The 24,505-nt window shown below is 67.8% G+C and carries 21 protein-coding genes; 9 read left to right on the top strand and 12 right to left on the bottom strand.

Annotation, left to right across the window (positions count from 1 at the left end):
* Positions 1-28: 28 nt before the first annotated feature.
* Positions 29-967: a hypothetical protein gene (locus tag EV649_RS20920; RefSeq protein ID WP_130385245.1), complete on the bottom strand. Its 939-nt coding sequence runs from the start codon at positions 965-967 to the stop codon at positions 29-31.
* A 368-nt stretch (positions 968-1,335) separates the two neighbouring features.
* On the opposite strand from EV649_RS20920, the gene EV649_RS20925 reads away from it, so the two are divergent.
* Positions 1,336-1,752: a hypothetical protein gene (locus EV649_RS20925; RefSeq protein WP_130385246.1), complete on the top strand. Its 417-nt coding sequence runs from the start codon at positions 1,336-1,338 to the stop codon at positions 1,750-1,752.
* Here EV649_RS20925 and EV649_RS20930 read toward each other — a convergent pair.
* Entirely contained in the window at positions 1,749-2,714 is a 966-nt protein-coding gene (locus tag EV649_RS20930; protein ID WP_130385247.1) for a zinc-binding dehydrogenase, read from the bottom strand. The genes EV649_RS20925 and EV649_RS20930 overlap by 4 nt on opposite strands.
* A gap of 69 nt (positions 2,715-2,783) precedes the next feature.
* Here EV649_RS20930 and EV649_RS20935 point away from each other — a divergent pair, with 69 nt between their 5' ends.
* Positions 2,784-3,353, top strand: coding sequence for a TetR/AcrR family transcriptional regulator (locus EV649_RS20935; protein ID WP_130385248.1), 570 nt, complete (start codon positions 2,784-2,786; stop codon positions 3,351-3,353).
* A 57-nt stretch (positions 3,354-3,410) separates the two neighbouring features.
* Here the strand turns inward: EV649_RS20935 and EV649_RS20940 are convergent, their stop codons facing one another.
* The 3 genes from EV649_RS20940 to EV649_RS20950 all read right to left on the bottom strand — a co-directional run bounded on the left by EV649_RS20940 (position 3,411) and on the right by EV649_RS20950 (position 4,737).
* On the bottom strand, positions 3,411-3,647 hold the full coding sequence (locus EV649_RS20940; protein ID WP_130385249.1) for an antitoxin: 237 nt from the start codon (positions 3,645-3,647) through the stop codon (positions 3,411-3,413).
* Positions 3,648-3,662: 15 nt separating this feature from the next.
* Entirely contained in the window at positions 3,663-4,001 is a 339-nt protein-coding gene (locus EV649_RS20945) for a hypothetical protein (protein WP_130385250.1), read from the bottom strand.
* Between the two features lie 160 nt (positions 4,002-4,161).
* Positions 4,162-4,737 (bottom strand): sigma-70 family RNA polymerase sigma factor, encoded by a 576-nt coding sequence (locus tag EV649_RS20950; RefSeq protein WP_130385251.1) that lies wholly within the window; start codon positions 4,735-4,737, stop codon positions 4,162-4,164.
* A 241-nt stretch (positions 4,738-4,978) separates the two neighbouring features.
* Between EV649_RS20950 and EV649_RS20955 the strand changes: the two genes are divergently transcribed.
* Entirely contained in the window at positions 4,979-5,425 is a 447-nt protein-coding gene (locus EV649_RS20955; RefSeq protein WP_157996271.1) for a GNAT family N-acetyltransferase, read from the top strand.
* A 57-nt stretch (positions 5,426-5,482) separates the two neighbouring features.
* Positions 5,483-5,980 (top strand): DUF2505 domain-containing protein, encoded by a 498-nt coding sequence (locus tag EV649_RS20960; protein ID WP_157996272.1) that lies wholly within the window; start codon positions 5,483-5,485, stop codon positions 5,978-5,980.
* Here the strand turns inward: EV649_RS20960 and EV649_RS20965 are convergent.
* The gene (locus EV649_RS20965) at positions 5,972-6,850 is read right to left on the bottom strand and encodes a LysR substrate-binding domain-containing protein (protein ID WP_198682610.1); all 879 of its coding nucleotides are present in this window, start codon (positions 6,848-6,850) and stop codon (positions 5,972-5,974) included. The genes EV649_RS20960 and EV649_RS20965 overlap by 9 nt on opposite strands.
* A gap of 73 nt (positions 6,851-6,923) precedes the next feature.
* On the opposite strand from EV649_RS20965, the gene EV649_RS20970 reads away from it, so the two are divergent.
* Entirely contained in the window at positions 6,924-7,304 is a 381-nt protein-coding gene (locus EV649_RS20970) for a hypothetical protein (protein WP_130385254.1), read from the top strand.
* The gene (locus tag EV649_RS20975; RefSeq protein ID WP_130385255.1) at positions 7,297-8,841 is read left to right on the top strand and encodes a multicopper oxidase family protein; all 1,545 of its coding nucleotides are present in this window, start codon (positions 7,297-7,299) and stop codon (positions 8,839-8,841) included. Before EV649_RS20970 ends, EV649_RS20975 begins: the two co-directional genes overlap by 8 nt.
* Here EV649_RS20975 and EV649_RS20980 read toward each other — a convergent pair whose 3' ends face one another.
* Entirely contained in the window at positions 8,842-10,392 is a 1,551-nt protein-coding gene (locus EV649_RS20980; RefSeq protein WP_130385256.1) for a mucoidy inhibitor MuiA family protein, read from the bottom strand.
* A 397-nt stretch (positions 10,393-10,789) separates the two neighbouring features.
* Between EV649_RS20980 and EV649_RS20985 the strand changes: the two genes are divergently transcribed.
* Positions 10,790-12,904: a DUF222 domain-containing protein gene (locus tag EV649_RS20985; protein WP_130385257.1), complete on the top strand. Its 2,115-nt coding sequence runs from the start codon at positions 10,790-10,792 to the stop codon at positions 12,902-12,904.
* Positions 12,905-13,115: 211 nt separating this feature from the next.
* Here EV649_RS20985 and EV649_RS20990 read toward each other — a convergent pair whose 3' ends face one another.
* A complete protein-coding gene (locus EV649_RS20990) occupies positions 13,116-13,487 on the bottom strand; it encodes a hypothetical protein (protein ID WP_130385258.1) in 372 nt (123 codons plus the stop codon).
* Between the two features lie 356 nt (positions 13,488-13,843).
* Here EV649_RS20990 and EV649_RS20995 point away from each other — a divergent pair, with 356 nt between their 5' ends.
* Positions 13,844-14,869 (top strand): LacI family DNA-binding transcriptional regulator, encoded by a 1,026-nt coding sequence (locus EV649_RS20995; protein WP_198682611.1) that lies wholly within the window; start codon positions 13,844-13,846, stop codon positions 14,867-14,869.
* 11 nt (positions 14,870-14,880) lie between these two features.
* The gene (locus tag EV649_RS21000; protein WP_130385260.1) at positions 14,881-18,285 is read left to right on the top strand and encodes a sugar-binding protein; all 3,405 of its coding nucleotides are present in this window, start codon (positions 14,881-14,883) and stop codon (positions 18,283-18,285) included.
* A gap of 46 nt (positions 18,286-18,331) precedes the next feature.
* Here the strand turns inward: EV649_RS21000 and EV649_RS21005 are convergent, their stop codons facing one another.
* The 4 genes from EV649_RS21005 to ligA form a co-directional block, all read right to left on the bottom strand.
* Complete coding sequence (locus tag EV649_RS21005; protein WP_130385261.1) at positions 18,332-20,425, bottom strand: hypothetical protein; 2,094 nt, start codon at positions 20,423-20,425, stop codon at positions 18,332-18,334.
* A 44-nt stretch (positions 20,426-20,469) separates the two neighbouring features.
* Positions 20,470-21,588: an epoxide hydrolase family protein gene (locus EV649_RS21010; RefSeq protein WP_130385262.1), complete on the bottom strand. Its 1,119-nt coding sequence runs from the start codon at positions 21,586-21,588 to the stop codon at positions 20,470-20,472.
* Complete coding sequence (locus EV649_RS21015; protein WP_130385263.1) at positions 21,585-22,415, bottom strand: alpha/beta hydrolase; 831 nt, start codon at positions 22,413-22,415, stop codon at positions 21,585-21,587. The genes EV649_RS21010 and EV649_RS21015 overlap by 4 nt, the downstream gene beginning before the upstream one ends.
* A gap of 77 nt (positions 22,416-22,492) precedes the next feature.
* Positions 22,493-24,481, bottom strand: a complete 1,989-nt coding sequence (gene ligA / locus EV649_RS21020) for an NAD-dependent DNA ligase LigA (protein ID WP_130385264.1) — start codon at positions 24,479-24,481, stop codon at positions 22,493-22,495.
* Between the last annotated feature and the right edge of the window lie 24 nt (positions 24,482-24,505).

The following is a 24,505-nucleotide window of genomic DNA, read 5'->3' on the forward strand; positions in this document are numbered from 1 at the left end:
GCTGGAGGACGGCGTCCCGAAAAGTTGCCTAGCCGCCGTTCAGGACGTCGTACTTCGGGGCGATGCGGAAGTACTGCGGGTCGGAGAAGGTCAGGGGGACCTTGCCCAGACTCTTGATGACGGTGCTGGTGCCGTTGGCGTGACCAACGGCGTACAGGTAACCGGACTTGGTTTCCTTGTCGATGCCGAGCAGCAGCGTGCCGCTCGTGCCGCACTTGGTCGCGATCAGCTGCTCGAAGCCCTGCCAGGTCGTGCCGCGGACCACCTTGCTGGTCGGCGCGGCCAGGTACTTCGTCGGCCAGGTGACGGTGACGAGCGCGCCGGACCTGGTGTTGGCAAGGAACGTCTCCGAGGTCGCGGTGCGGCCGATGAGCGCGATGCCCTTGACCGTGCTCAGACCGCCGACGCCGGAGGTGATGCGCCAGCCGCTGCCGTCGGAGATCCAGCGCTGCGTGATGCCGTCGGTGCGCTGGCCGTACAGCAGAGTGCGGGCCGGGTCCCCGGCGTTCGCCGGGCGCAGGACCGACTGCTCGATCCAGCGGTAGTTGGACCAGCCGCCGCCGATCCGGAGGTTGTTGTGCGGGTAGTGCGGGTCGAGCTGGCTCTGGCTGTCGACGACGAACGAGCTGGAGTACAGCGCGCCGCCCATGACGGTGAGCCCGGACCGCGACTCGCCGCTGCCGAGCGGTGTGCCGGTGAACGTGCTGATGTGCTGGACCTGGTTCGCCGGGAACACCCCAGCCGTCCCACGGACCCCGCCGATGGTGATCGGTGCGGTGGCGTTGACCATCCGGCTGGTGAACGCGCCGGTCGACGTCACCGACCCGAGTCGCAGCGCGCACGCCGCGGTAGTTGCCGTCGTGCTCCCCGACGCGGACTGTGCAGCCTGGGCCGACGGCACCAGGGCCGCCCCGAGGCCCAACGCGAGCGCGCCGGCCGAGGCCAGACCTACGGTCTTACGAAACATCTGGATCGTCCTCCCCATTTACGCGGAGGCACCCCAGCCTCCGTCGTACCGCATTGGAGTCCAGCCGCCCCCGAAAAGTTGCCGGTCGCGTTGGAGCAAAATCCCGGCTGGATCCGGGGCGTTCTGCGCGTCCAGGTTCCCCTCGTCCTCGTGGTGTCGATGATCCCGGACCTGTTGCTCCTGGCTACCAAGTTCATCCCGGACGCCGGTCCGAAAATGTAAGGGCGATGTGACGTCCGCGACAGCGCCTGGAGGGCTCGGTCGGCCGTACTTGCTGGTAGACACGGGCGTGAGGACGTGTCGCCGACAGGGAAGCGGATTCGATGGTCATGGCGTGGCGGTTCGGTGCCGTTGACGTCGATGCCGTCATGTCGGTACTCCGTGACGCGGCAACCTTCGCGGACTGGATGGTCGCCGTACCGCCGGAGCTTCGCGCCGGACTCAACTGGCCGCAGGTGGGAAGCGTCATCCTGCGGGACGACGGCCGCGAACCGCGCGCCCGGCACGCCCACAACCGGCAGTTGCTCGTCGCGGTCGTCGAGCGTTGGCGACCCGACAGCGAACTCGTCGTACGACTGCGCAGTGGACTGGGCGGTTGGGTCCAGGTTGCGGTCAAGGTGCAACCGCGCCCCGGCGGTTCGCTGATCGAGGTCCGCTCCGAACCGCTCACCGCCAGCGCCCGCCTGCGCTACACCGGCACGTCCCGCGGCCGCGCCGAGGAACGCTGCGCCCAGGTTGCCGAGAACCTGATCGCCTTGGCCACCGTCGACGAGCCCGAGGACTAGACCGGCGTCAGGACGATCCTCCCGAAGACCTCGCCGTTCTGCATCTTCTGATGCGCTAGTACGGCGTCGTCCAGCGGCAACTGCTCATGAATCACCAGCGGCAGCCGACCGTCCGCCGCGGCTGCGAACTGCTCGGTTCTGACCGTACGTCGTTCCGCCGGCGAGACCGTGTCCGCGCTGAGGGTGGCGAAGGACACCGACTTGCGGAAGTTGGCCATCAACGCGGTACCCAGGTCGGCCGGTGGTGGGCCGGCGATCGCCCCGACCGCGACGAGCCGGCCGTTCGGTCGCAACTTGTCGAGGAACACCGGCAGCCCCGGGCCCGCCACGACGTCGATGATCACGTCGTACGCCGGGGGAGCGGTGGCATCGCCCGCCCCGGACCGGTCCAGAACGTGCGTCGCGCCGACCTCGCGCAACAGTTCACCCCGTGCCGCTGACGAGGTGGTGACCGCGACCGCCGATGCACCGCCCTGCGCGGCGAGGTGGACTGCGAGGATGCCGATGCTTCCGGCAGCGCCACGCACCAGAACGGACTCACCGGGGCTGAAGTGCGCGTGCCGCAAGCCGAAATGCGCTACGACGCCGGAGCTCCCGAGCGTCACCGAGCCCGCGGCGGACAGGCCGGTCGGCAGCGGTACGACGTCCTCGACCGCAGCGATCGCCTGCTCGGCGTACCCGCCACCGAGACCTGTGAACGCCCAAACGCGTTGGCCGATCCAGGAACTGTCCGTGTCGTGGCCGACAGCAATCACCGTCCCGGCAACCTCCGATCCCGGTACGAGACCTTCGCGGAATCCCCACGCGGCAAGGGAACCGCTGCGGATCAGCGCGTCGACGCCCCCGACCCCGATCGCCTCGACCGCGACCAGTACCTCACCTTCACCGGGCTCCGGCGCCGGTACGTCGACGACGCTCAGTCCTTCGGGACCGCCGAACGCCTTGATCACCACTGCCTTCACTTGTCGTCTCCTCTCGACTGTTTCCGAGGCTAAGTGGACGCACCCGTCCGGTTGGATAGAGTGAGAGGAGTGAAGGATCGATTGCCTCAGAAACTGCGCGCCGACGCGGAGGACAACCGCGAGCGGATCCTGGCCTCGGCCCGGGCCTTGTTCGCGAGCGAGGGGCTGGCCGTGCCGATGCGCGAGATCGCACGGCACGCGGGCGTCGGTCCCGCGACGTTGTATCGCCGCTATCCGACCAAGCAGGCGTTGGCGACCGCGGCCTTCGCCGAGCAGGTCCGTGCCTGTGAGGCGATCGTCGAAGAGGGGCTTGCGGCAACGGATCCGTGGCAGGGGTTCTGTCTGGTGATCGAGCGGATCTGCGAGCTGCACGTCCGCAATCGAGGGTTCACGGACGCGTTTCTGGCGACGTACCCCGACGCGGTCGACAGTTCGGCGAGTCGCGAGCTCACGTTGAAGTCCGTGGCCACTTTGGCTCGGCGGGCGAAGGCTCGGGGTCAGCTGCGGCGGGACTTCGAGTTGAGTGATCTCGTCATCATGCTCACCGCGCACCGGGGTCTGCAGGCGTCGACGCCGGCTCGGCGGTTGGCTGCCTCGCGGCGATTCGCGGCGCTGACCGTGCAGGCCTTCAGTGCTTGAAAATGCCTGAAGCGGCCGTGGGGAATCCCACGACCGCCTCAGTGTGCAGGCGTCCGATCAGCCCTGGTTGTCAGGGATGTCGTCGTTCTGGCCGTCCAGTCCGTCGAGCTGGTCCTTCGCCGCGCCGACGCCCTGGTCGATCTTGTCGCCGTACTGGCCGCCGGTCTTCTCGTCGGCGAAGTCGCCCGCCTTGTCCAGGCCGTCGGCGACCTTGTCACCGTGACCGTCGACCAGGTCCGCCGCCTTGTCCTTCAGGCCCTCGGCGGCGTCCTTGATGTTGTCGAATACGCCCATGTGCGTGATCCCCGTTCAGTTTCCGTAGTTGCTGTTGTCGTTGCTGTCGCCGTCGTTCGAGGAGCCGTAGCCGCCCTCCGACGAACCCTCGTTGCCGGACTCTTCACGCTGGCCGTACTCGCTGCCACCGTCGTTGGAGTCGTCACCGGAGCCGTAGCTGCTGCCCGACTCCTCGCGCTGACCGTAGTCGCCGCCCGACTCGTTGCCGGATTCCCCTCCGCTGGAATCCTGCCCGAAGTCGTTGCCGCCGCTGTTCGAGCCGTCGCCGGAGCCGAAGCTGGTGCCGGAATCCTCCCGACCGCCCTGCTCGCCGTACTCGCTGTCGTTGCTCTGCTCGTCGTAAGGATTGCTCATGCGCTATCTCCCCGTGAGATATGAGTTGCCGACCGCCCGGTGCTGAACGAAGCCGTCCAACGGGGCGGTCGTGAGCCGGATGGCACCCGCCCTTTCCTACCGGAACGTAGGATGCGGCGCAAGGACTCCGTCGCGTGTTTCGCGTGCCTTCACGAACCGGTCACTCGATGATCCGGCGCAGCCGGTTGGTCGCGCGGAACTGGAGTTGTTTGACGGCTCCGTCGGTCCGGTCCATCGCGGCTGCGGTCTCGCTGATCGACAGTCCGGCGAAGAACCGCAGGAGCAAGCACTCACGCTGGTCGTCCGGCAGCAGCGAGAGTGCGCCGCGCAGTGCGGCCTCGCTCACCGACGCCAGAGCGGCCTGCTCGGGTCCTATGGACTCGTCGACCTGCGGGTCGACCTCGTCGGTGACGATCGCCAGCCGGCTCCAGCCGGAGCGGTGATGGTCGATCACCACGTTCCGGGCGATCGTGACCAGCCAGGCCGCGAAGTTCAGGTGCGCCCGCGGCCGGCGGGCGATCGCGCGGAACGCCCGCAGGAACGTCTCGCTGGTCAGATCCTCGGCCGCGCTGCGGGACGAGGTCTTGCTGTAGGTGTACCGGTAGATCGACGGCAGGTACCGATCGTAGAGCCGGCCGAAGGCCGCTCCGTCACCCGCTTGCGCGAGCCGGATCAGTTGGTCCTCGTCGTCGAGATCGTCGGAAACTGCGACAGATGCGGCGGTGTGTATGGACATGTCTCGGTTACGCACCGCCCGGTGCGAAGTTGTTGATGGCCATGCGCTTCCTAAGCCCCGTTCTCAGTCAGCTACGCGGTGAACATCACGAAAAGGTTACACAATGTCGCCCACCGTGTCACCACCTATCCGCACAGTGCCTGAAAACTCAGTAGCTGCACCGCGGCGCACCGCTGCAATAGGCTGGAGCCGGGTCGAACCGTTCGTCCAGGTAGTTGCTTCAAGCAACGGTGTGGGAGCTATGGAAGACGTCCACCTCAGGCCGGCCACCACCGCCGACGACGAGTTCCTGTACGACCTGCACCGCCGCACCTTGGGCGACGTCATCGAGGCGACCTGGGGTCCGTGGGACGACGACGTACAACGAGAGTTCCACCGGAAGTGGTTCGCGCCGGAGACCGTCGAGATCGTTCTGGTCGGAGGCCGGCGGGCCGGCATGGTGCAGGCGGCAATGACCGATGCCGCCACCTTCTACATCTCCCGGATCGAGATCGCACCCGAGGTGCAGGGCGGCGGCGTCGGTACGACGTTGTTGCGCGGTCTCCTCGATCGCGCCCGCGCATCGGGTGCGAACGTCGTCGAGTTGCACGTGCTGCAACTGAATCGTGCGCGGGAGCTGTACGAGCGTCTTGGCTTTCAGGTGGTCGACGTAGAGCCTCCCAAGCTCCGGATGCGCTTGGCTCTGTAAGGCCGGAAGCTGCAGTGGTCGTGACCGTGTGTTGGCGGGCGGTGCAAGATGGGGCGCATGGATCTGTCTCTCGCCACGTCGTACGACGCCTCCCCGGAGGAAGTGTTCGCGATGATCACCGACGTCACGTTCCAGGAGCAAGTGTTCCAGCGGCTGCAGGCGCAGTCGTACGACGTCGTGGTGGGCGATGAGGGCGACGACCTGGCGGTGCAACTCCACTGGCAGACGCAGGTGTCCGACGTACCGGTGGTTGCACGCAGGTTCGTCGGGAACACGCTGGAACTGGAGCAGTCCAAGGTCTGGCATCGCCCCGACGTCGACGGTGCGCGGCTGGCCGAGGTCGGCGGAGCGCTCGCCGGAGTGCCGGTGAAGCTGACGGGTACGACGCGGATCGTTCCGGAAGGCCGCGGGACCACGCAGGCGTTCGACCTCCACGTGATTGCGTCCGTTCCGGTCGTCGGCACCCGTCTCGAGCTCCTGGTCGCGGAGGCGGTTCGGGTCCGGCTGGAGAAGAAGTTCGAGGTCGCATGGTCCTGGCTGTCCGGCTCACTCTGACCAGCTCCAGTTGGTGATTGCTGTGCGCATCAGTTGGGCGGCGGTGGTCAGGTTGGCGTCGGCACTCCAGAGCAGCGAGAGGGTACGGCGGCACTCGGGGTGGTCGACCGGGATGGCGGCGACGGGGTAGCTGGGGATCGAGCGGCGGGCGAAGTCGGGGTTGAAGCCGATGCCGAGGCCCGCGCGGATCAGTTCCTGGATGGCCGCGGCCTCGTCGCTCTCGCAGACGATCCGCGGCGCCACGCCGGTGTCGGCGAACAACCGGTCGAGCAGCCGCCGTTGCCAGTGGCCCTTGCGGGCGATGACGAACGGCTCGGCGACGAGATCCTCGACCGTCACCGACGTACGGCTTGCCAGCGGATGGTCGAGTGGCGTCACCACCCGGACGGCTTCGTCGAGCAGAACGGCTGATTCCAGGCCGGCGCTCGGCACCGGCTGGGACGCTACGCAGAGGTCGATGTCCTGGGCGCGCAGCCGTCGCGGCATCTCGTCGGCCGACATCTGCTGTAGCTCGATCTCGATGGCCGGGTGGTCGCGTTTGAAGCCGGCGACCGATTCGGTCAGGGCGAGGAACGTCTCGGCCGCGAGTCGCACACTGCCTGAGCCCTGCACGGTCGCCTCGGTCACGGCCCGCCGCCCGGCGTCGAGCTCGCCGAGCGCGCGTTCGACGTAGCCGCGGAACAGGACGCCGGCTGGGTTCAGCCGAAGCCGGGCCGCCCGGTCGAACAGCGGCGTACCGAGTTCGCTCTCGAGGCGGGCGATCGTGCGGCTCAGCGACGGCTGCGCGACGTGGAGTTCCTCGGCGGCGCGGCTGAGGTGCTCGAGGCGGGCGACGGCGACGAACTGGCGGAGCATGGTCAGGTCCATCATGACCCTTCCGTCATAACGAGATAGCGATATTGGTCTTGGACTCCCATAACTCCGGAATCATAGTGTCGCTCGCATGGTCAGTGGTTGGGTTCTGCGGGGCGTCGTCAGTGCGCACCTGGTAGCGGTTTTCGGTCAGCCGGTGTTCGCCGGGGTCTATCTCAGTGGCGACTTCGACGGTCTGCGCATGCATGCGGTGGGCGCGGACATCGTCACCTCTCTTGGGTATCTGCAGGTGATCGCGGCGGTAGTGGTGTGGGTTCGGCTGCGGCAGGTCTGGCCGTTCGTCGCGTCTCTGGGCGTGGTGGTGGCCGAGACAGTGCAGTACTTCGCGGGGCAGGACGGGGTGTTGTGGTTGCACCTGCCCTTGGGGGTGATGACGGTTGCGGCTGTCGTTGTGCTGTTCATTGCGGTCTGGCGGCAGCCCGTCGTACGGCGGGAGGTCGGGCATGCGTGAGCGGATGAGCCGGCGTCAGGTGCTGGGCATCGGGGGAGCGCTCGGAGTGGTGGCGTTGGGTGGGTTGTCGAGTGCCGCTGCGCTGTCGCGGCGTCCAGCGTCGACGGGTGCTGTGTTGCGTAGCGCCGTACCGCTGCCGCCCGCGTTCGCGGTGCCGTTGCCGATTCCGTCAGTGTTGTCCGGTGCTGAGATCGAGATCGTGCAGCGCGAGGTCACGGCGGAGATCCTGCCTGGTGTGCCGACCCGGTTGTGGACGTACGGCGGGACGTTCCCGGGACCGACGATCGAGTCGCATCGAGGGCGTGCGGTCACGGTTGCCCATCGCAACGAGTTGCCGGTGCCTACCGTCGTACATCTTCACGGCGGGCGGACGCCGGCGGAGTCGGACGGGTATCCGACCGACCTCGTGCTGCCTGCTGGGTGGGGGCATATGGGGCACGGGATGCATGATCCGCGGGCGGTGACTAGCGAAGTCACGCGGTCGTATACGTTCCCGTTGGATCAGCGCGCGACGATGCTCTGGTACCACGATCACCGGATGGACTTCACTGCGCCGGCGATCTGGCGAGGGCTGGCCGGGATGCATATCGTTCGCGACTCCGCCGAGGAGTCACTTGGGTTGCCGTCCGGGGTGCGCGAGTTGCCGCTGATGATCGCGGACCGGGCGTTCGCCGCTGACGGGTCGTTGGCCTATCCATCGATCGACCCGACGTTGCAGATGCAGCATGGTGTTCAGGAGCCTTATATTGCGGGGGTTCTGGGTGATGTGATCCTGGTGAACGGGGCGCCTTGGCCGGTGCATGAGGTCGACGCTGCGCGGTACCGGCTGCGGATCCTGAACGCGTCGAACGCGCGGCACTACGACCTCGAAGCGGTCCTCGACGACGGCCGTCGCCTCGACCTCGTGCAGATCGGCGCCGACCAGGGGCTGCTCCGTGCACCGGTGATCCATCGCAATCTGCCGATCGCGCCGGCCGAGCGGTACGACGTGATTCTCGACTTCGGTCAGGTGCCTCTTGGGAGCCGGGTTCGGATCGTCAATCGGTTGGGGTCCGGGCGTACGCGCGACGTGATGGCGTTCAGCGTCGTACGGAAGGCGGCTGACAGTAGCCGGATCCCTGAGGTGTTGTCCGACGATCTGCCGGAGTGGCAGCGCTCGGAGGCTGTGCGAGTGCGGGACTTCTCGTTCCGTGCCGGGCAGATGGGGGACGGGCATGGCTGGCTGATCGGCGGGCAGGCATTCGCGCCGGACCGCACGGACGTGACCACACGGCTCGGCGATGTGGAGATCTGGCGGTTGGTTGCCGACGTCCACCATCCCGTACACCTGCATCTCGTCGGCTTCCGGGTGCTGTCACGCGGTGGGCGTGCTCCCTTGCCGCACGACGCGGGTCTCAAGGACACCGTGTCGCTGCGGCCGGGGGAGTCCGCCGAGATCATCACCCGCTTCGACGGCTACCGCGGGCGCTACCTCTTCCACTGCCACAACGCCGAGCACGAAGACATGGGCATGATGGCCAACCTCGAGATCACCTGACTATTCGCGCCAGCCGGTGAGGTCGACGGATTTGGCGGTGTCTACGCGGAACGCGAGTTTGACGGTGGTTTCGTTGTCGGGGGCGAGGTCGAGTTTCCAGGTGATGACGCCCAGGTCGGTGGTTTCCGTGGGTTCGGGGTCGGCGGTCAGTCGCTTCACGGTGATCTCGTGGTCGCGGGCGACCGGGAACTGGTCGAGCACAGTGATCCGGGCAGTACGAGGAGTGTGGTTCTCGATCTTCGTCTCGTACTCGACCTGCCGACGTCGCGTCGACCCGAGCGTCGCCTTGGTCGCGTCCCGCCGTACCAGCTTCCGCTCGACGCGAATGCGGTCGTCCAGGCCAAGAGCGAGCTCGACGTCCTCCCCGGGCGCCCACAGCGGCAACGCGGCCGAGCCGACGAAGTCCGCCTCGTGGAAGACCGCGGCCTTGCCGGCCGGCAGCGTGTGGGCGGACGAGTTCACCACGGTGGCCCGCAGGTGTACGTCGGTGGACCGCACCGGCGCCGTGATGTAGTCCAGGTCCGCGTCGAGCTCGATCGCGGCGATCGTCGCCCGGTGCGTGGCGCCGTCGGCCGGTACGGCGACGGGTCGCGGTGGGGTGTACGTCGCCGCGGTCACGCCTTGTTCGACGGTCGCGGCCAGGTCGACGAACTCGGCCGATTGTTCGATGAATGCGGCCTGCGGTCTCACCGCGCCGCGGGACAGTGGAACCGCGGCCGGTGCGTGCGGCATCGGCGGGCGCGCGCGATCGAGGTACCAGGCGTCGAGCTCCGGCACCTTCGCGGTCACAGTCGGACGGGCCGTCGACAACGTGAGGTCGCACTCGGGCCAGTCCTCGCCGGTGCGCTGCGTGATCAGGCCGTACCAGCTCAACGTCAGCCGATCACCCTTGAGACGTACGTCGTACGAGCTGGTCCACCCCGCCGCGGGCACGACGTACGAGAGCTCGATCTCGACCTCCGCCTCGGATTCCAGCGCCAACGCGACAGCCGCAGTACGCCGGTCCGGCACGCGCTTCTCCGTGAGTGCAGCGAGCCGACGGCCCACGGCGGCGAGACGCTCCTCCACCTCACGTCGCTGCACAGTCAGCTCCCGGCGCGTCGCCCGTACGGCGGACAACCGCCCCGCCAGCGACTCCGTGAACTCACCGAGCTCCGCCCCCGGATCACCCGACGCCAACGTGCGCGCAAAACTTCCACCGGCCCGCTTCGCCAACTGCGCGAGGAAGGTCTCGAGTTGCACCTGTACGTCGTCCGCGTCGGTGAGAGCCGCGATCTCGTCCTGCGCGGCACGCTGGACTCGCTCGAGCTCGGCGACTGTCTCGTCCGGAGCCTGCGGATGATGCCGTGTCGCCACGTCCACCCCAAGCACCGTCGCCGGTCCGCGCCCCGACACCCGCACGGAGTCCTCCTCCAGCAACAGCGGCAGCGGTTCGACGTATACGACCTGATCCCCACCGGGCACCGTAATCCGCCCCCGCCGAGTAACCCGCGCCCGATCGGGATAAACAGTCACAGCAACAACCGGCGCCTCCACCACAAGCTCACTCATGCCACGACAGTAGGCCTTCAGAGGAGTAACAGCCCCCACCTGCGCTAGCCTGCCACGCCCTCGCCCCTCGACGCGCCCGCTTCGCACGCCCCACCCGCTACTGAACAACCAACCCGGCGACCCGAGGGCGGGTCTATCGGCTCAAGGCTTGTGGCGCCGTGTTGACCAGCCGCCGGGGTGACTGGCATCGACGCCCGCCGTGCCTCCCGTCACGCGCTCGGTGGTCGCGGCCGGCCGCCAACGGCGAGGCCGGAGACGAGGGCAACGCCTGCCGCTCCCGGTCGCCGTATACACGTTTTCGGGTAGGTCGATCATGTGACGTTTCCCCTTGTGGATAAGGGAAAACCGACTGCCGCCAACTTGCCCCGCCCAGGCTGCTTGGCATAGAATCGAACACATGTTCGAGGAAGATCTGGAGTCGCTGCCCACCCGCGACCTGCTGGAGCAGGCCGCGGAATGCCGCACGGTCGCCAGCCGAGCCGACGCGCGGCTGCTGGAATCCGCCCAGATCTACGCCGACCGCTTCCACCCCTCCGTGTGCGAACCCCGCCCCACCCGCAGGTCCTATGAAGGCCGCGAACGCGCCGTCGTCCTGGGCGGCGAGGGTTGTCCGGAGATCGCCGAGTTCGCGATCGCCGAATTCGCCGTCGTGCTCGGGGTCTCGCCCGGCGTCGGCCGCGACCTCCTCGCCGACGCGTTGGCGTTGCGGCACCGGTTCCCGCGCACCTGGGCCCGGATCCAGGTCGGCGAGGCCACTCCGTGGAAGGCTCGCCAGATTGTGCGGGCGTGTATGAACCTCGACCACGCCGCCGCGGAGTACGTCGACCGCAAGGTCGCCGCGATCGTGGACAGCATCTCGCCGTACCGGCTGGAAAAGATCGTCCGCGCGGCCCGCAAACACGCCGACCCCGCCCGCGCCGCCGCCGAGGCCACGGAGGCCGCCGACGACCGCGGTGTCTATATCGGGCGCGGTGACGGTCACGGCAACAAGACCATCTACATCAAAGCCCCCGCCGGCGCGGTCAACCGGTGCAACACCACCATCACCGACATCGCCGAAGCCCTCAAGAAGTTCGGCGACACCCGCCCGTTCCAGCACCGCCGCGCCGACGCCATCGACATCCTGTCCGACGCCGCCTTCACCCAAGAACTCCTCGCCCAAGCCCAACACCAGCCAGACCCGCCGGACCCGGCAACCAGCCCCACCGAACCCGAGCCAGCCACCACCCACGAACCCCACAACCCAGCAACGCCCGACACTCCGGCGGCGCCGAACGACGCCGCGATTCTGGGCAACCCGGTGCTGCAGGAGAACGTGGTGGTTGAGGACAAGGCGGTCGTGCCGGGTGATGCGGTGGTGCCCGGTGATGCGGTGGTGCCGGACGACGAGATGGTGCGGGACAACCCGGCGGCGGACCGCGACGCGGTGGTGCAGATTGGTGAGAGCGGTCAGACTGGGCCGCGGATCGTCACCCTCGGTCTGCCGCTTCCCGGCTCTCGACGTCTGCCAGACCTGCCCGGGCCACCGGACTCGCTCGAATCATCGGATGCTCGCGAACTGCCGGACTCGGTTGAACTGCCCGGGTCGCTCGAGTTCGAGCCGGTGGAGCCGGTGGGTCCGTTGGAGGATCCGTGGCTGGAGGCTGCCGCGCCCTTGGACCCGGATCCGCCGACCGATCCGTTCGACCGGCGAACACGAGTTCAGGCCGCAGACGCGGTCAGGGACGGGTGCAACGAACCCGGTGAGGGTTCGTCGATGGATGCTGCTGCGTTGCGGGCGCTCCGTGCCCGGCTCGCGCAGATCAAGCAGGACGCTTACGCGAACCCGAGCTATCCCACCCACCCGAGCTACCCCGACCGCCCGGGCAGTCCGTCCGAGCCGGGCAGTTCGCCCGACCCGGGTAGCTCAGGTGAGTTGACGCGTCCGGGTGTGCCGGTGCGACCGGAGAGCGGGGCCAAGGGGCAGATGCGTCCGGTGCAGGTGCCGGTGCCGGCAGGACGGACACGGGCACGGCAGGTGCGTCCGGGGCAGACCGAGGTGGTCGTGCATCTCACCGACCACACCCTGGCCACCGGCAGCGGCGTGCTGCGCGCCGAAACCATCGGGCCGTTGCTGGCGGCTCAACTGGCCGAACTGATCGGTTATGGCCCGTACACGGTGAAGCCGGTGATCGACCTCAACGACGCCAAGAGCGTCGACGCGTACGAGATCCCGACCTGGATCCGGGAGCGCGTCAAGCTGATGTATCCGGCCGAACTGTTCCCGTACGGCACTCGTGAAACCACGGACAGCATCGACCTGGACCACATCGAGCCGTATGACCCTCATGGGCCAACCGGGCAGACGAGTACGACGAATCTTGCGCCGCTGGGCAGGTTCGGGCACCGGGTCAAGACCCATGCCCGCGGATGGAGCGTGCACCGGATCGACTACAAGACGCTCGAATGGACCACGCCCCATGGGTTCATCTTCCACGTCGATCCCACCGGCACCCACCGGGTCGACCCGTGAAGCCTTGCTGGGGCGAGACCGAATGCCCGTGGGTAAGGCGCAACGTGCGGCAGTTGCCACCTGGGCGGGAGCGAGCGGCTCGGCGGAAGACGCCACCAGGACGACAACAACGCCGAATCTGGCCCGATCAACATGTCGCTCGGAGGCGAGGGGGACGGGTCCGTGTGGCGGTTCCTGCGGCACCGGGAAAGTTGCCGTGGGCTAGGAATGATCAGCCGCTGGGGCAGGGAAGGCCGGAGCCGTCGAGGCCGTCGGAGGGTTTGGATGGGGTGTCGGTGAGTACGACGGTGCCGCCGAGGCCGCCGAGCAATGCGGCGGTCAGGAGGATGCCGGCGAGAGCGGTCAGGCCGCGGCTGGATCGCAGGAGGGCGACACTCGAACAGGCGGCTGCCACCAAGCACATTGCGATGCCGGCCAGCGTCACGACGCCGACTTGGGGGAGTGGCGGGACGTGCCGGCAGTCTTGGGCGAGAACGGTTTCCAGCCAGTGTTGCCGGCGGGACCAGCGGTCCCAGTAGGCAAGTGCGGCCACGGTCAACGCCAGCACGCCGCCGAGGGTGAGTGCGAGGGAGCGTCGCCTCATGCCTGCGGAGCGCCACCGGGGGCGGTCCCGGGGAGCGGCCCGATCGCCGGGATCAGTTCGACCAGCATGACCTCTCTCCGTTCTTCCGCGTGAGCGTATGACCGCATGACCGCATGAGCCTAGGTCTCCCGGGGGTCGACCCGCATTGACGCCGGGGTCGTCCCCTCCGCGGGCTTCGTAGCAAAGTCGCGCTCGAGGTCCGAGACATTAGCGTTAAAGGTTCTGTCCAGTCGCGAGCTCTTGACGGCGTACCGAATGACTCAGTAGCTTGCAGGCGTTGTTTTTAACGTTAATATCAGGCAGGAGGCGGGATGGGTCCGCAGCACACCAGTCGGGGGCCGGTTCCGCATGGTCATGTGACGCTTGCGCAGGTCGCGCAGCGGGCCGGGGTCTCGGCACAGTCGGTGTCGAACGCGCTCAACAACCCCGACCGGCTGGCGGCAGAGACACGGAAGCGGATCCTGGCCGCGGTCGAGGAACTGGGCTACGAGCCGAATCTGAGCGCCCGCGCCCTGCGCAACCGGAGCTCGTCGCTGATCGCCTTCAAGATGCGCCCGTCCCGCCCGGACAAGGCGTCGCTCCTGATGGACGACTTCCTGTACGTGCTCAACGCGGCCGCCGTCGAGGCCGGCTACCACCTCATCCTGTGCCACGCCGAGGACGGCCCGGCCGGCGAGATCAAGGCGTACCGGGACCTGCTGAAGAAGACCTCGATCGACGCGTTCGTCCTGGCCGAGACGCATCACAACGACGACCGGGTCGCCGCGTTGCGTTCCTGGGGTGTGCCGTTCGCCTCGTTCGGCCGCTCCTGGGACGGCGACGACAGCCTCGCGTGGGTAGACGTCGACGGCCGCGCCGGCACCCGCGCCGCGACCGACCACGTGGCGGCGCAAGGACACACAAGGATCGGCCACATCGGCTGGCTCGCGGAGTCCGAGCTCGGCCAGGACCGCCGTGAAGGATGGCTCGACGCCTGCCGCGAGCGCGAACTCGAGGCCGATTTGCAGGCCGCGGTCGTGGACTCACTCGAAGCCGGCTGCCAGGCCGCACACCGCATGCTCGATGCCTCGCGGCCCGCGACCGCGCTCGTCTGTGCGTCCGACACGCTCGCGCTCGGCGTGATGCGGGCGCTGCACGAAAGAGGTCTGCGGCCCGGAGTCGATGTCGCGATCACCGGGTACGACGACTCGCCGACAGCCGCCCTGGTGAGTCCGGGTCTGACCACCCTGCGCCAGCCGATCGACGAGGTCGGACGGCAGCTGATCCAGGCCATCGACAACCTGATGGCCGGCGATCCCCGCCAGCCGCAACACGTCCTGCTCGAACCGGAACTGGTGGTCCGCGGATCCAGCCTGCCCGGACCACGCATGCGTACCTCCTGAAGGGACCCAAGATGAGGCACGGAACCAGACTGCTAGCGGTGCTAGGCGCCGCAGCGCTCGTGGTGACCGCAGTGATCTCCGCCCCGGCCGCACCCGCGGCCGCCCCGCCCGCCGATCCGTTCGTGGTGAACGTCGAGAACCTCCCGAACGGTCGCGGAGTCGGCGGCGCCATGGATCTGACGTCGTACGGCGACCTGGACTGGGTGCACGTCACCGGTACGGGGATCGACCGCAAGGCCGGCGTACCGCAGGCGATCGCGGTCGACGACCTGAATCCCGACGGCGGCCGGACCACGCTCGACGACAGCCCGATCTCGTTCGGGTGGTCGGACGGACCGTCCGCGGCCACGGGCGTCACCACCGGAGGCGTGTTCAACTACGACACGACGACCGTGGGCGACACGACGGCCCACGACGCCGGCTACCGGATCACCGTTCCGGCCGCAGACTCGCCACGACGTCTGGTGTTCGTGGGTGGGATATGGCAGGCCACCGGAGCCGTGACTGTCGCGGCGGTTGACGGCAGCGGTACGGCGTACACCACGCAGATCAACGCGAGTGGTACGGCGGCCGCCAAGCGTTATACCGTGACGATTCGCCCGGGAGAGGGTGTCGTTGTGACGGGCAAATATTCGAGCAAACTCCAGGCGGCGGGCAACCTGTCCCTGTCGGCCGCGGCGCTCTCGACATTGTCGTCCGGCCTAACGACAACCGCGGCACCAGTCGCTATGAACCTGACGGCCGAGGGTGTCGACGACTGGTTGCATCTGGACGGATCGACGGTCAATCGTCGCGCCGGCGTGCCGGATTCGACGCCACGACTCGCGGTCGCGAACCGGCAGACGGGCGCCGCGATCGGCTCGCAGAGCGACAACCCGGTGAGCTATTCGTGGACGAACGGTACGCCGACCGCGTCCCAGCCGGGCACCCGTCACGGTGGGATCTTCTTCGCCGACGGCGCGAACACCGACGTCGACCTCACCGATCCGTACGGGTACGACCTCACGGTTCCAGCGGCAGCGGAACGCCGTACGCTGCGCTTCGTCTCCGGGGTATGGCGTGCCTCGGCGAAGATCTCGGTCTACGTCAACGGAGCGCCGGCCTTCGTGAATACTGATCTGGTCAGCACCGATCCGTCGGTCACCAGGCTCTTCGAGCTGAACCTCGCGCCCGGCGACTCGGCCCGGATCAGCGCGCAGTTGACCCGCAAGACGCATGCCTCAGGCAACGTCACATTGGCAGGAGTAGCGTTGGCAAGCGACTACCGACAGCTGATCCAGAACGTTATCGACGAGGCGGCGTCGGCCGATGTGTACGCCGCGAGCGCGTCGGCGCAACGTCAACTGGACAACGAGATCACGGCAGCGACGGCGACTCTCGCGGACGGCGGCGCACAGGAGGACGAGCTGCGACTGGCATACACGTTCCTCAAGGCGGCCTTCGACGAGGCGTTGTCGTCTGCGGCGAACGCGCAGTACACCTCCGTGACGAACCCGGGACTCACGTCGTCGTTCGGTTGGGAAGGTGACCTCAACGCGCCGATCGCCTTCATCGACGGCAGCTACCGGCTGCGCAGCCGGGGCGACGCGATGATCACGTTCGGGGTGCCGAACATCCCGGGAAAGATCAAGTGGTCGAACGCCGAGGGGTACCTGCCGGCGTTCGTCAGCGAGTACTCGAAGGACGGGCTCGGGATCAAGGTCGAGAACTTCGCCGATCTGGTCGTTGTCGGCGGCAACCGATTCGAGGTCGCGTACTCGCGGATGACGGTCACCAACACCACGTCGACATCGGCCCGGCTGCCGCGGGTGTCGAACCTGTTGACGCCCCTGAATCCAGCAGAGACCACAGTGGGCGCCGGGCAGACCGTCGTACGCGACTATGCAGTGGCTGCCGATCGATTCGGTGGCACGTACGACTGGCCGACCGCGGTCCAGTTGCAACAGCTCGGCGGGTTCGACCAGCATTACAGCCACATGCGCCAGTACTGGAACAACCGCCTGTCGGCGATCGCGAACATCACCGACCTGCCGGACAAGCGGCTGATCAACGCCTACAAGGCCGGGTACATCTACACGTTGATCATCCGTGACGACATCAACGGCGCGAAGGAACTGCACGTCGGTGAGAACGGGTACGACGAGATGTTCGATCACGACACGATCGGCATCGTGTCGACCCTGCTGACGATCGGCGACTTCACCTATGCGCGCGACTACCTGTCCACGCTGCCGGCGCAGCTGCAGTACGACGACGCGAAGTGGAAGTACAGCTGGCCGTACGCCCTGTACCTGCAGCGCACCGGCGACAAGGACTTCATCCGCAGCCGGTTCGAGACGATCAAGAAGAACACTCACACGATCGAGACCGACCGGATCGACGGCGGCACCGGGATCATCAAGCAGACCGACGCGATCGACTCCCACGGGTACTGGACGATCGACAACTGGTCCGCGCTGACCGGACTCACGACGTACCGCTATCTCGCCACGGCACTCGGGGAGACCGCGGAGGCCGCGTGGGCGAAGGCGGAGTACGACGACCTGCTGAAGGTGGCGACCGCCCGTATCGATCAGACGATGAAGCAGTACGGCCTGGACTACATCCCGATCTCGATGGTCGAACCGAACGAGACCGGTCCGCGTAAGGATCCGCGGGACGCGAACTGGGCCTCGATGTTCCTGTTCGGGCGATGGGCCTGGGACGGGTACCTGTTCGGCGCCGCGCAGAGCGGGACGATGTTCGACAAGATCGACGACACGTACACGCACGGGTTCGAGCGGCGTAAGGACGTCTCCGACACGATCTACAACTTCGGCGGGTATCCGCACGGGTACTTCTCGAGCGCGTACAACGCCGGGTACGGGAGTGCCGCGTTGCGTGGCGAGGAGTATCGCGATCTGGGCATCAAGTCGTACCAGTACATGATCGACAAGACGATGAGTGGACCGTTCGGCTGGTGGGAAGGCGTCGACTACCCGAGCGCCGACTCGCCGTGGAACATCGACCATGCGCGCGGTGGTGGCGGGTCGAACCAGCACATGTGGGGTCAGTCGACCGCGACGAAGGTCCTGTTCGACTCACTGATCGCGGAGAAGTCCGACGGCACGGTGATCATCGGACGCGGTGTCCCGAACGAATGGATCCGCACTCAGCAGAAGATCGGTCTCAACGGCTACCCGGTGACCAACGGCGGCCGCCTCGGCTACCAGCTGACCACGGCCGGCAAGACCGTGACCCTCCAACTCACCGGCAACACCTCAACCCCCACCGGCTACAGCCTCGAACTCCCGGCGCTGCGCAACAACATCGCGTACGTCGCGGCCAAGGGCGCAACCATCAACCAAACTGCCGGCACCATCCACCTACCTCGCGGCACCACCCACGTGACAGTCGTTCTACGTCACACCATGTGAGACCCACAGGCCGGGACCCCAGCATCCGTTGGGGTCCCGGCCACGGTCAGAATCTGAGCTCGATGGGTGTCCCGGCAGGAACGCCGGGATGGCGCAACCACGCGACACCGGCCTCCGCGTCGTACCGCAGCTCAGCTCCGTCGACCGACACCGGCTCGCTCGGCACGCGCAGAGCCGTCGTGACCTGCACGCCAAGCGGTGCCTCGCAGGAGAAGTGGATCCTGGTCTCATCCTGCTGCCAGTTCACGACCCGCCCGGCAGACGCCAGCAGCGGCTCCTCGTCGTAGGTGAGGTCGCGGAGCCAAGTCAGCTCGCCCGGGCCGAGGGAGCGATGCAGGACGATGCTCAGCTGTGGGTCGAGCAGGTCGAGATAGGTGCCTTCGACAACATGTGAGCCGCCGCTCTCCTTCAGTACGGCGCCGATGAGGTACGGCCCGCGCTGCACCGACAGCCAGTTGGTCGATTCCCAAGACTGACCGGTCAGCTCCCGGATCGCCGCGACCAGCTCGGCAGCGCGCTCCGGTGATTCGGTGAAGTCCGCCGGACGAGACGGAATGAACCGCACCCGACCCTGACCGATCGGCTGTACGCCGTCCTGCTTGCGATCAGCCCCGAGCGCCTCGGCCAGATGGTCCGCGCAGGTGTCGTACCGGCCGGTCCACCAGGAACGGATCTCGTGGTACGGGTCCGCGCCGTCGCCGACGTACAGCAGGCTCCCGCCGCGACTGACCCACCCGGCCAGCGCGTAATGGATGCCCGGAGCAAGAGGTTTCTGGAACTCGTAGCTCAGGACGAGTACGTCGATATCGTCCAGCGCATCGGGGGTGTCGATCACGTTCTCGAGTTGAACCGGGCAAACCCGCTGCCCGTCGTACAGCGGCGGCAGGGCCAGGCCGTAGAAGTCGGAGAAGTGCAGCTGCTCGCGACCCTCCAGCGCCAGCGCGTCCTGCAGACCGTCGTAATGCCCACTCTCCCCGCCCGGCGACCAGCGCTGGAACATAGCTGTGTCAGAGAGCGCAATCCCGATCCGTGGGCCTTCCTGAGCCCAGCGCACGTCGGGCTGGTCGAGGTCGCGCAGGCGGTTCATCGCGATCAGGTAGCTGGTGGCGGTGTCCGGCGGAATGAGCTCCCGCTTGGTGGATCCGTCGCGCAGGTACGGGCGGTTGAAGATCCGGTTGGGCCACGGCGCCACCTCGTACCGCGCGACGCCGGGGTGCAGCAGCGACGCGATAAGAGTGCGCTGCCAGTTGGCCAGGTAGTCCTCCCAGGTGCGGTCCGGGTGGTCCTCGATCGGGTCGTGCAGGAACCACATCCGCCGGTCCGTGCCGCGGGTGAGGTCCTGCGCGATGCCGTATTCCAGGTACGCCGTCTCGAACGTGCGCTCGGCGACCTTCCCGGCGTACACGTTCGGCGTCCGGGACGTTCCGGTCCACACCTGCGCGATCGCGCCGTCGATCGACGGCAGCGTCCGCAGGCGTGATTCGGGGCTGATGATCTGCCACTGCGTGTAGTTCAGGAGGCTGTGCGTCGGCACGTAGAAGCGCACCTGCCGACCCTGCTGGAGCGCCTCGTCGCGCAGCACCGAGGTGACGCGGTCGAGGCTGCGCGAGAGCAGGTGCTGCTTGAGTTGCCCGGAGCGGAAGTGCGCTTCGGCCGTGCTGTGCGGAGGCTGCCACGGCTCCTTGAAGTAGGCCTGCCACTCGCGCTTGAACGACTCCGAGTAGCCGGCCCGCGCCCAGAACTCCGGCTCCTCGAGATGGATGCCTTCGACACCGAGCTCGATGATCGGGCGGAGCTTCTGCACCAGGTACTCGGTGAAGTTGAAGGTCGGGACCATGTACGGGATGTCGGTGCTATCACCGTGCAGGATCGGCGACCCGTCACCCGCGGTCTGCGCGTCGTCCCAATGGCCGGAGCCGTCCCACCGCCCGTCGAGGTAGTCCTGATAGGTACCCCAGGAGATCCCGGTCATCAGGTGAACGCGATAGCCCGCCTCGCGCCAGCGCGCGATCCGCTGCGGTGTCGTGTCGTTGAGCCCGTAGACCATCACGAAGTCGGTACGGAGGTCGATGGATTCGTCGTACGGCGCCTGCTCCTGAAAGCCCGTCAGCTCGCCGTCCTTGCCGGTGCTGTTCGCCATACGTCCACCCTGTCCGGTCCGGCCCACCGGGCGCCAGTGCGACGTCAGGAACTGGACAGCCGGTTTTCGTAGAACGTGCGAATGTCCTGGACCAGGAGATCGGTGGCCTGGTGGGCGGCGTAGTGACCGCCTCGGTCGTGCACGGTCCAGGAGACGATGTTCGCGTGGTCGCGTTCGGCGTAGGCGCGAATCGAGCGCAGGTCGTCCGGGAATTGGGCCAGGGCGAGCGGTGCCGTGGTCGGTTTGCCGGGCGCGATCTGCCGTTGATGCTCGGCGTAGATGCGGACGGCTGAGGTCGCCGTTCGGGTCAGCCAGTACGCCGTGACGTCTGTCAGGAGCGTGTCGCGGTCGAGGTCACGCAGTAGCTGGCCGTTCCAGGCGAGCAGACCGACGGGGGAGTCGGTCAGACCGAACCCGAGAGTGTGAGGCCTCTGGGCGTGGACGTGGGCGTAGGAGCCGTAGTCGCGCTGGAGGCCGCGCAGCGCGTCGAGGGCCTCGTTGTCCTCGGTCGTCAGCGCGTCGCGATCCGGATCGGCGTTCGGGGGATAGGCGAGCCACTCGCCGTCCGGGAACGAGAACAGCTGGGTCACGTGGACACCGACGACCGCGTCCGGGGCAGCGCGGCCGAGCTCGGGAGCAACGTGCGAACCCCAATCGTTGCCAACGGCACCGTAGCGGTCGTACCCGAGCCGCTCCATCAGGACCGCCCATGCCCGGGCGATGCGCTGCGGTCCCCAGCCGAGGTCCGGTGTCGGCCCGGACCAGGCAAATCCCGGCAGCGACGGGATCACCAGATCGAAGGCGAGGCCTTCGGCCGGATCGGTCAGCGGTTCGATGACGTCGAGGAACTCGACGACGGACCCGGGCCATCCGTGCGTGAGGATCAACGGCAGTGCGCCGGGCCGGGGCGAGCGGATGTGCAGGAAGTGGACGTTCGTCCCGTCGATCGTGGTCGTGTACTGCGGGTACCGGTTCAGCCGCGCCTCCCACGAGCGCCAGTCGTAGCCGTCGCGCCAGTAGCCGACGAGTTCCTCGATCCACCCGTGCGGTACGCCGTACCCAGCCAGGTCACCGACCGGTTCCTGAGCCCATCGGGTGTTGGCCAACCGGTGCTGCAGGTCCGCGAGGTCCGCCTCCGGTACGTCGATCGTGAAGGGCCTCATGCGACGACCCCTGCCAGCCAGTCGAGGCCCGACTCGGCGTGCTCGACGATCGTGAAATGACTCGCGCCCTCGCACACCTGCAGGGTCGCTGTCGGACAGTGCGCCGCCAGCCAGTGGCCGTGGCTCACCGGGATGATGCCGTCCGTGGTGCCGTGCAGCAGCAGAACCGGAGCCGTGATCGTGGTGGGGTCGCATCCCCAAGGACGCGTGTACGACGCGTCGTCGTCGATCTGCCCGTACGGACCGGCATCGAGCCCCGGACCTGCGACCTTCCCCAGCCAGCCCCACGGACCATCGAACATCGCCAGGTCGTCGGCGGTGAAGCCGGCGTCGTACTCGAAACCCGAATTGTGCAGGGCCTCGCGTACGTCGGCACCGGCCGCCGCGCTGCCCAGCGCTGCGATCGACGACGGCACCATTCCGTCGTACCAGGTCAGTCCGTCGACGCCGTACGGCGCTATCGCCGCCAGCGTGACGACCGCGCGGACACGTTCGCCCAGCGCAGCGGCCATGCCCAGCGCGAACGTGCCGCCACCGGAGTACCCCGCGACCGCGAACTGCCCGATCCCGAGCGAGTCCGCCACCGCGGCCGCATCGCCGGCGACCGAGGCGACGGTCCGCCCGCGTTGCGCCGTCGAGCCGCCGTACCCGGGCCGATCGAACGACACCCAGCGCAGTCCCAGCCGGTCGGCCGCGGCGAACAGCGGCTCCGGCGGCGCGCCGACGTTCGGCGTCCCGTGGTTCCACAGCACCGGGAAGCCGTCGCCGCCGGTGTCGTAACTGTGCAGCGTGCGGCCGTCGGCCAGTTGCAGGTCGCGCTCGATCATCTCAGTCCGCCTCCTGGGCTGGTTCGTGTTGTCGAACGGGACATCGGAACCGACGTACGGACCTCGACAAAACGGGCTCAGCCGAGCAAGTCGGCGGATCGGAGTTGTTGCCAGATCTCGGACTGGTCGACGACGGTGACGCCGAGCTTCTCGGCCTTGGTGAGTTTGGACGCGCCGACATCGGCGCCGGTGATGAGCAGGTCGGTGCTGGCCGAGACCGAGGAGGCGATGGTCGCGCCGGCCTTCTCGCAGAGTCGCTGGAAGGCGGGCCTAGCCACCTTCTCGCCGGAGCGGGGATCGCTGATGGAGCCGGTGACGACGACTGTCTTCCCAGCCAGCGGTGCGCCGGCAGCCACGACCGGCGGCAGGTCTTCCTCGCGTACGTCGAGTGAGACGCCAGCTGCCCGGAGTCGTTCGAGCTCAGGCCTGAGGCGGGTCAGGTGCTCGATCAGTGAGGCGGCGACCTTCGGACCGATGTCCTCCACGGCGACCAGGCCGTCCTCGCCCGCGTCGACGACTGCTTCCAGCGAGGCGAAGCCGGCCCGGCACAACCTGGCCGCGGTCCCTTCGGACGCCATCGGGATCGCGAGGCCGATCAGGGCGCGGCGCAGGCCGACCTGCCGGCTCGTCTCGATCGAGTCGATCATCCGGGCGGCCGAGACCTCGCCGATGCGGTCGAACTCGAGCAGTCCCTCGGCCGTCAGTTTGTAGAAGTCCGACGGGTTCTCCAGGATCCCCGCCTCGGCCAGGCGCTCGATCCAGACTCCGCCGATCGCGTCGATGTCTGCTGCCGCGCGGGACGCCCAGTGGATCAACCGCCGTACGGTCTGGGCCGGGCACGCGACGTTGGTGCAGAACAGTTCGCGGCTGTTGCCCTGCTCGGTCAGCGGCTGCTCGCACGACGGGCACGTGCTCGGCGGCACGATGTCGCGCTCTTCGCCGGTGCGCTTCGACGCGTCGAGTACGCCGGCCACGAACGGGATCACGTCACCGGCTCGGCGTACCAGGACGGTGTCGCCGATCTTGATGCCGCGGGCCTTGATCACCTCCTGGTTCGCGAGCGTCGCGCGAGTGACCGTCGTACCGCCGACGAAGACAGGCTCGAGCCAGGCGACCGGGGCGATCTTGCCGGTCTTGCCGACGTCCCAGACCACGTCGGCGAGCACCGTGGTCTTCTCCTCGGCCGCGAACTTGAACGCCAGCGCACCACGGGGTGAGCTCGACCGCGTGCCCGCGGCAGCGAAAGCATCGCGATCGGCAAGCCGCAGTACGGCGCCGTCGAGGTCGTAGTCGAGCTCGTTGCGTTGCTGCTCGATCGTGGTGATCACCGCCTGCGCCGCGGCGGCGTCGTCGCAGTGCCGCATGTCGGCGACCGTGAACCCCATCGTCTGCAGCGCGCGCTCCAGATCGGCGTCGGCCTGGTCGCTGAGCAGATCGAACGCCAGGAACTGCAGACGTCGCTCGGACACGGTCGCGGCGTCCTTGGCTCGTAGCGTCCCGGCCGCGGCGTTGCGCGGGTTGATCAACGGCTTGTCCGCGTGCGCGGCGTTGTAGGCGGCGAACGTGGAGCGCAACATGACGGCCTCACCGCGGACCTCGACCCGATCCGGTACGTCGAGCCGGTCGGGGACGCCGTCCGCGAGGGCCCGCACGAGCGGCGTCACGTCGTCGCCGGTGGTCCCGTCACCACGGGTGATCGCCCGCGCGAGGCGACCGTTCTCGTAGACGAGGGCCAAGGACAGGCCGTCCAGCTTCGGCATGACGACCACCGACTGGCCGGGGAAGCGGCCGAAGAAGGCCTCGACCTGCTCCGGGCGGGTCGCCTTCTCCAGCGACAGCATCGGTCGAGAGTGCCGGATCGGCGCGTGCAGCACCGTCGGCGCGCCTACCTGCTCCAGCGGGTTCGGGTCGGGCGCGAGCTCCGGGTTGGCCTCGACGAGCGTCCGCAGTTCGTCCTCGATCGCGTCGTACTCCGCGTCGGCGACCGTCGGCGTACCGCGGTAGTAGGCGTCACGCAGTACGACGATGCGATCAGCAAGTTCCTGGATCCGCTCCCCAATGTCCACGCCAGGACACTACCGAAGCACTCC

It is taken from the genome of Kribbella sp. VKM Ac-2569 (assembly GCF_004216905.1).
GTDB lineage: Bacteria > Actinomycetota > Actinomycetes > Propionibacteriales > Kribbellaceae > Kribbella.